Genomic DNA, 7,130 nt, shown 5'->3' with positions numbered 1-7,130 from the left:
GGGTTGGCGAAGGCGGCGGTGGCGTCGTCGGCGAGGGCAACAAAGGCTCCGCCGAACCCCATGCTGCGTGCGCCGGGGTTCGAGAAGCTGAACTCCACGTTGGCGAGGGCTTCCTCCTGGGCCGCAAGCTGTGGCGCAGCGGCCAGCAGGGTCGTAAGACAAAGCGGGATGTAACGTGAGCGCGGCACAACGGATCCCGAGTCGATCGGAGACTCGACACCAGTCTGACCTTAGGCACGAGAGCACACACCTCCAACACCCCGCCGGGTAGCGTGGGCGCGCCATCCCGCGAGGTAGCTCGGTCACCTGGTGATTCAAGCCCTTCGACCCAGGTGTAGACTCGATCGGTCGGGGTGTCCCGATGGCCGGTATCCGCAAGACTAGGAATCTGAAGAGCTTTTGGGGGGGAGCGGCGCTCGTCGCGGCCACAGGGCTCCTGTGCCTGGCCTGTTTCGAGCCGCGCCGAGAGACCTCGACCGCAACTGCAGCGCCAGGGCCACAGCCGTCGGGCCAACTCATCGAGCGCGTGGAGAACGGCCTCATTCCAATGACCGAGGCAGCCGAACCTCAGTGGGACGAAAGGGCGACGCTAGCGGACCGGATGCGCCACTATGCCGTGCCCGGCGTCGGCGTCGCCGCGATCGACAACTTCGCGATCGACTGGAGCCGGGGATACGGGACGCTTCGAGCCGGTGGCGATGAGTCGGTCACTCCGGAGACGCTCTTTCACGCGGGCTCGATCGCCAAGTGCCTGTCGGCGGCGGCTACGCTGACATTAGTTGAAGACGGCCGGCTGGGGCTCGACCGGGACATTGCCGAGGACCTGCGTTCGTGGCAAATTCCGGAGAGCGACTTCACGCGGGAAGAGAAAGTCACCCTTCGCCGGCTGCTCAGCCATACGGGAGGCCTCGAGGACGGCTTCACCAACCGTTCTTCCGGCGATCCGGTACCGGACTACTTCACTGCGGAAGGCAGCGCTTCCTCCGTTTCTTTGGTCGAGCTCCTGGAGCCCCTGGGCCTGCCCTCGAGCACCTACGAACAGCCCATACCGTCCGCACAGCGCCCGCGAGCCGCCGTCGAGCACGACCTTTCCGGACGACCGATCGGCGGCGACCGGCTTCACATTCCCTTCCGGGCCGCCGGCGGCCTGTGGACGACCCTGTCCGATCTGGCTGCGTTCGTGATCGAAATCCTCCAGGCCCATCGTGGAGAGTCCGAGAGAATCCTCTCGCAGTCCATAACCGAGGAAATGTTGAAGAGGCAGATCGAGATCGAGAACAACCCGGTAGCCGAAGCGGCCGGCATAGGGTTCCAGCTCGGGGGAGCGGGCGGAGACTTCTACCTGGTGCACACCGGCGGCACCTGGGGATCGACCGCCATCCTGTGGGCCTACCCCGAGCGCGGCAGGGAGCCGTCATCATGACGAACTCGGCCAGCGGCAGCCTGCTGCGTTTCGAGATCCTGCTGGCGATTGCCAGAGAGTACGGATGGCCGATCGAGCCGTAGGCGAGAACACGAATCCCCCGAGCTGCGGGTTTTCACCGCCGATCGCGCGTAGTAGGTAGAGGGAGTGGAGTACATAGCTCCCGAGGAGGCAGCGATGAAGCATCGCATGGTGTCGAGCGGACGGATCGCGATTCTGGCCCTGGTTGCGCTGCTGCTAGGTACGGGAGCTGCGCTCGGCCAGTGGCCGACGTTCACGGTAAGAGAGCCGTACGACTGGGAGGTCTCGGCTCCGGAGGAGCAGGGGGTCGATCCAGCGATTGTGACTGCGGCTCTCGAGGCGGGCGAAGCGCTTCCGTATCTGAATGCGCTGCTGGTCGTCAGGAACGGAGTTCTGATCGGAGAGCGGTACTACGGCGACACCCGAGCCACCGATGCCAATACGGTTCTGTCGGTGTCGAAGAGCTTTCTTTCCGCCCTGGTCGGGATCGCGATACGTGACGGGTATCTGACGCTCGATCAACCGATCATGGATTCGTTTCCGGAGTACGTGACGGCGAACATGGATCCGAGGAAACTCGAGATCACGATCCGGCACCTGCTGACCATGACCTCAGGTCTCCCCTACGACGACCACGACGAGCACTGGAGTCGATGGATGCCGAGCTCGGATTGGGTCGGCTTCTGCATCGGACTGCCGCTGGACGACAACCCCGGAGAGGCCTGGCACTACTCGACCTGCTCGACGCACATCATGTCGGCTCTGCTCACCCGGGCCGTCGGCATGAGCACCTTGGAGTTCGCGCATGAGCATCTGTTCCAGCCGCTGGGCATCGTGATCGGGGGCTGGCGGCTGGATCCCCAGGGCTACTACCGCGGCGGATGGGATATGTATTTCACCCCTCGCGACCTGGCCCGGTTCGGGCACCTGTATCGGAAGAAGGGCAAGCTCGAAGGTCGGAGGATGATCCCCCGCAAGTGGGTGAGGAAAACGACTCGGACCAACGTTCGAGGCGGGAGCTGGGGGCCCATGGATCGATGGGGCTACGGCCACTGGTGGTGGACGGGTCGGGGCGCCGACATCCATAAGATGTACTTCGCCCTCGGCTACGGCGGCCAGTTCGTCATCAATATTCCGAAGATGAAGATGACGATTGTGGCCACGGCCAACGCCAACTACGGCTGGGAGCCGGCGGGGCAGCACGTGAACGCGATTCTCGACCTCATCGGCGAGTATCTGCTCGAGCCGCTCGAGGACAGCGGTATTCGATAGCGGCGGTGACCGCGGTGTTCAACGGGCGGACCCGGCTCACTGCTGCGACTTGGGAAACCTGCTCAGGAACAGCAGCACGCGAGTCTGGTAGTGGTATGAATTGACCCCGGAACCGTTGTAGCGGCGCATCGCATAGGGCCAGTCACAGCCGATCTTCTCCCGCTTGGGCACGTCGGCGTAGGACGACTTTCTGTAGTACTGCGTGGGTGCGTACCGGTGCTGGGTTCCGGCGTGCAGTCGAGTCGCTCCCTCGGTGATGGCGCGGCTGCCGGCGTCCGCGAGGCACTGAACGCAGTCACGAAAACAGCGCGGGTCATCGGGCTCGAACTTACAGAGCCGCAGCGCGCCGGAGCCGATCTCGACCTGGCGGTCGTCGGCTCGGGTACCGCTGGTAGGGCCGTTGACGAAGTGATCGAACTTCTCGCCCAGCTCGGCAAAGGCCTTGCTGAGATTCTTGCCGACGTCGAGCATGAAGTCCGCGACCTCTGTCGTGGTGGCTGGATGATGGAAGAGGGTGTACTGTCCGGCACCGTAGCCGCGTGAGGTAATCATGTGCTTCTCGCTGGCGTTGGTGTCCAGGCCGATCGTGATGTAGGTGTCTCGATCGTCGCCGCGCGGCTCGTTGAAGTGCTTGAGTCCGCTTTCCTGTTTGAGGATCGCCGCGATGAAAGGCACCGGCGCCTCGTCGGACTCGAGTGCGACGATGTCTTCGGCGAGTTGCCGATTCTCCGCCTTCGGATCCTCGGCTTTCGGCAGGTCGGGATACTCGGGATCGTCCAGCATGTCGGAGATGCAGTTGGCCAGGCCGCGATCACAGGCGCCGCTGACGTCGACCACGCGGCCCTGGTTGTAGTCCATGACATCGACCGGCGCGCCGCTTGCCCGGTCCATTGCGGTCAAGAGGTCGTGCTGGAGCGCCTTGACCGCCCTCTGGGTGCCCGGCCCGAACTGGCCGTCGAGTCCCGAGCGCAGGTAGCCCAGGCGACGGAGGTCGCGTTGGAGATCACGGACTTGTTCGAGGGTGGCGTCGGTTCCGCCGCGTTCCAGAACCAGTCCGGGTTGACGGTAGCTCAGTCTCGGCATGTCGGGCTCCTTGGTGCCGCACCAAGAAAGATTTGATGCAAAAAGGCTAGCACAGGGTCGTTTCGCACTCGGCCCTATGGCAGAGTGACCCGAGGCGATTCGCGCACATCCTCGACGCAGGGCCAGGAGGCGGCGTGCCCGTGCGCGGCCGCCTTGTCCTCGGCGTCATCGATCAGCAGCAAGACGTACCGGGCCAGGCGTGCCTCGTCTTCGGAAAGGTCCGAGCGCTTGCTGCGCGCAAGCTCGGGAACCATGGCGCGAAGCTCGTAGTCGAACGCCAGCGGTGGCACGAACGAGCTCCCGTCCGGAAGAGTCAGGCTTCCTCCCTCTTCGTTCAGCCGGCAGTCCGAGGCCAGGAACAGGATCAGGTGGCTCTCGCTCGGGTCGGTGGCGCCGTCGCCCACGGACCGGTCGGTTCTCGCCCCGCAGCCGCCAAGCGAGACCGCCAGGAGAAGTGCCGTCAAGCCGGCGCGGAAGATGACGCCCCTCCAGCTCACGGCAGCGCGATCTGGGGCGGACGATGCACTTCTTCGACGCAGCTCCAATCTGTAATCGCCTCGAGGAGCTCGTCGAGGTCGGCGTCAGCGCCGGGGAAGAGGTGGAGGTAGCGAGCCAAGGTGAGCTCCCACTCCGAAAGGTCGTCCGGGGATTTCCCCGCCAGGTCCGGGATCATGGGCTCGATCCTGGTCTCGGCCGGCAGCTCCGGCGCCGGCTCGAAGACCTCCTCGTCGTCATCGCTCTCGCCGGGGCGTCGAAACACGCCCGACTCCGGATCGTGGCGCCAACCGGGTTTGAGCTGAACGACCAGGAAGGGCTCGATCTCGAGCGGAGTCTGCGGCGCGTCGTCCGACCACATCACGGGATGATCTTAGCCCGACTAGATGCCGGCGAAGGCCCGCTCCAAATCCGGCTGCGGCCCGATGTGCTGCGTCAGCGGCACTCCGGGTCCTGCGGTTTGGGGCGTTCCGGTCGAGACCAGGAGCTGGCGCACTTCGGCCGGCGACAGCGGCGCGGCGTTCTTGGCGCGCGCTCGACCCTGGATGCAGGCCACCGCACCGGTAACGATCGGGGACGCACTCGAGGTCCCGGAGAACCGGAGCGTGTACCAGCGGTTCTCGGCCCCGCCCTGGGCATCGCCGTAGCCGAGCGTGGTGACGTGCCAGCCCCATGCCTGCACGTTGACGATCCTGCCGTAGTTCGAAAACCAGATGCGCGAGCGCGGATTGCCGGTCCTCTTGTGGCGGAACGACGTCCCGCGGGTGTCGAAGTCGTAGTAGTTCGTCGGGGGAATGCCCGCTCCGACCACGATCGCACCCGAGTCCTTCTGCAGACCGGAGCCGGCGTAGGCGGAGCGGCCGAAATCCTCACCGCCGTTGCCGGCGGCCTCGACCACCGTGATCCCCTTGGCCGTTACCGCGCGGATGGCGGAGAAGATGTCGTCCCAGTACTGCATGGCGACGTAGGGACCACGGGGTCCGGGCGCGTGCAGCTCGATCAGGATGACGTCGCCGGCGCGTAGCCGGCTCGCGGCGTTCATGATCGCCGCCGCGGCATTGAACACGCCGCCGACCATGGCCGACTGGACCGCTCCCCTGGCGCGATGGCTGATACCGACGCAGCCGATCTTGCTCGGTTTGCTGATCATCTCTCCGAGAACCGCGGTGCCGTGATTGCGCCAGCCGAGATCGTTGATTGGAGTGCCGCCGAAGAGCGGGATGTTCGTTGCGAGATCCTCGTGTTTCAGGTTCCAATTGCCCTCGATGTCGCAGATCCGAACGCCGCGGCCCCGGCCGCCCTTCAGGCCCCAGACCCCCATGGCGCCAATGCCGTTGGGGGCTGAATGAAGGTAACCCTGTGAGGGCTCGAAGTTGCGACTGCCGGGGTCGCCGTTGGCCGGCAGCACCGCGGGCACCGGGCGGGGTGCGGCGACCGCCTTCCAGACCGACTTTCTTCGGTTGAGCCGCTGCACCAGATCCTCGAGGTCCTTGCGCCGGCGTGGAATCAAACGGGCAAAGCCGGCGTGTGCGAAACCGGCGGTTACCGAGGCCTTGAGCGAGGCGGGCGCCGCGCTGACTCGCTTCCTGATGGCCCTTGCCCCGAGCCCGAACAGAGAAGAGCAGTCCTTGACGTTGAATGCCTCGAGGACGCCGTTGAGCGAGCGAGCCTGCTGCTCCGACTCGGCGGTCCCGGTGAAGCCGCTTTCCGAAACCGCGATCCGGCTGGTGTGGAGGAGCTCGACGATCACGTAGTCAGGGGCCGCGGAAGCCGGCGGAGCTTTGATTCCGGGCTGCAGATATCCGGTCTTCTTGCTTGTCGCCATAGCCAATCTCCTTTGATTGATTGTGAGGCTCAGAACCTGCTGGTGATCGTTTTCACCTGCCAGCTGTGGTCCTTCTCGTTCATCACCGCGCAGAGGATCTTCTCGCCGTCGGTGCGCACGTTGACCAGCCCGTAGACCACGCCGGCGACCAGGAGGCTGCTGCCGAGCCTACGCTCTCGCGTTCGGGGTGCGCGGTCGCCCGACTTCTTCTCCTTGTACTCGACCCGGGCGCTTCCGAGCGGGGCCGTGCTGCCGTCGGCCAGAGTCAGCTTGCTGGGCTTGCCGAAGCTCACACTCCGCGCCAGCTCGGTGCTGTAGATCAGCGGTGAGGCAAGCTTGTCGTCCTGAATCTCCATGTAGCCGGTGGTGGCGCTGGCCGCGACCACGCTCGGCCGGGGGTGGTCGTGCCCCTCGTTGTCGCCGGAGGAGATGATGGTCACCGCCGGCTCCATGGCCGCCAGAAACTCGTAGGAGATGTCGGCGCTGCCGTGGTGGCAGGCCTTGCCGACGTCGCACTGGAACTCGAGACGCTCGCCGTTGTAGTCCTGGAGCAGTCGTTGTTGCGCCGCGGCGTTGAGGTCTCCGGTCATCAGGATGCGGCTGCGACCGTAGTCGAATCTGAGCAGCAGGCTGTTGCCGTTCGTGTTCTGGCTGTTGCTGCCCAGGTTGCGCAGCGCGGGCTTGCCCCCGATCGTGAACTCGACCGGCGCCAGGATCCGGATCGCGACGTCGCCGTGCCGGACGCCCGGCACCGGGTCGCTAGCCGGCTCGAAGCCCGGGACGTGGCCGTCGGCATGGCTGAGGCGCTGGATGCGCGTCGAATGACTGCCATCGAGCGCCTTGCACTCGGTGACGCGCTCGATGTACTTGGCCCACTCGCCCTGAAGTCGTGGGTTGGAGCTCGACTGGAGCGAGCGCACCGCATCGGCCCGGTCGTCGAGCAGGCGCGTGAGCATGGGGCCTTCGTTGGTCGAGACCTTGGTTCCGAGAAACCGGCTCTGCTGCGGACTG

The 7,130-nt window shown here is 65.4% G+C and carries 8 protein-coding genes; 2 read left to right on the top strand and 6 right to left on the bottom strand.

Annotation, left to right across the window (positions count from 1 at the left end):
• A partial coding sequence (locus GY769_14380; protein MCP4203105.1) for a hypothetical protein occupies positions 1-188 on the bottom strand: 188 nt, incomplete at its 3' end.
• A gap of 359 nt (positions 189-547) precedes the next feature.
• Here GY769_14380 and GY769_14375 point away from each other — a divergent pair.
• Together GY769_14375 and GY769_14370 are read left to right on the top strand one after the other, a co-directional pair.
• Entirely contained in the window at positions 548-1,423 is an 876-nt protein-coding gene (locus GY769_14375) for a beta-lactamase family protein (protein ID MCP4203104.1), read from the top strand.
• A 177-nt stretch (positions 1,424-1,600) separates the two neighbouring features.
• Positions 1,601-2,716 carry a serine hydrolase gene (locus tag GY769_14370; GenBank protein ID MCP4203103.1) on the top strand — a complete coding sequence of 372 codons (1,116 nt, stop codon included), beginning with the start codon at positions 1,601-1,603 and terminating at the stop codon, positions 2,714-2,716.
• A gap of 36 nt (positions 2,717-2,752) precedes the next feature.
• Here the strand turns inward: GY769_14370 and GY769_14365 are convergent, their stop codons facing one another.
• From GY769_14365 to GY769_14345, 5 genes are all read right to left on the bottom strand, one after another.
• Positions 2,753-3,799: a peptidoglycan-binding protein gene (locus GY769_14365; protein MCP4203102.1), complete on the bottom strand. Its 1,047-nt coding sequence runs from the start codon at positions 3,797-3,799 to the stop codon at positions 2,753-2,755.
• A 74-nt stretch (positions 3,800-3,873) separates the two neighbouring features.
• Complete coding sequence (locus GY769_14360) at positions 3,874-4,296, bottom strand: hypothetical protein (protein ID MCP4203101.1); 423 nt, start codon at positions 4,294-4,296, stop codon at positions 3,874-3,876.
• Positions 4,293-4,655, bottom strand: a complete 363-nt coding sequence (locus GY769_14355) for a hypothetical protein (protein MCP4203100.1) — start codon at positions 4,653-4,655, stop codon at positions 4,293-4,295. The genes GY769_14360 and GY769_14355 overlap by 4 nt, the downstream gene beginning before the upstream one ends.
• Positions 4,656-4,676: 21 nt before the next feature.
• Positions 4,677-6,119, bottom strand: a complete 1,443-nt coding sequence (locus GY769_14350; protein MCP4203099.1) for a S8 family serine peptidase — start codon at positions 6,117-6,119, stop codon at positions 4,677-4,679.
• A gap of 29 nt (positions 6,120-6,148) precedes the next feature.
• Positions 6,149-7,130 (bottom strand): hypothetical protein (locus GY769_14345; protein ID MCP4203098.1); only part of this gene is annotated, 982 nt, incomplete at its 5' end.

The sequence above is a fragment of the bacterium genome (assembly GCA_024224155.1).
Classification (GTDB): Bacteria; Acidobacteriota; Thermoanaerobaculia; order Multivoradales; family JAHEKO01; genus CALZIK01.
This window is presented reverse-complemented; position numbering and strand designations above follow the sequence as displayed.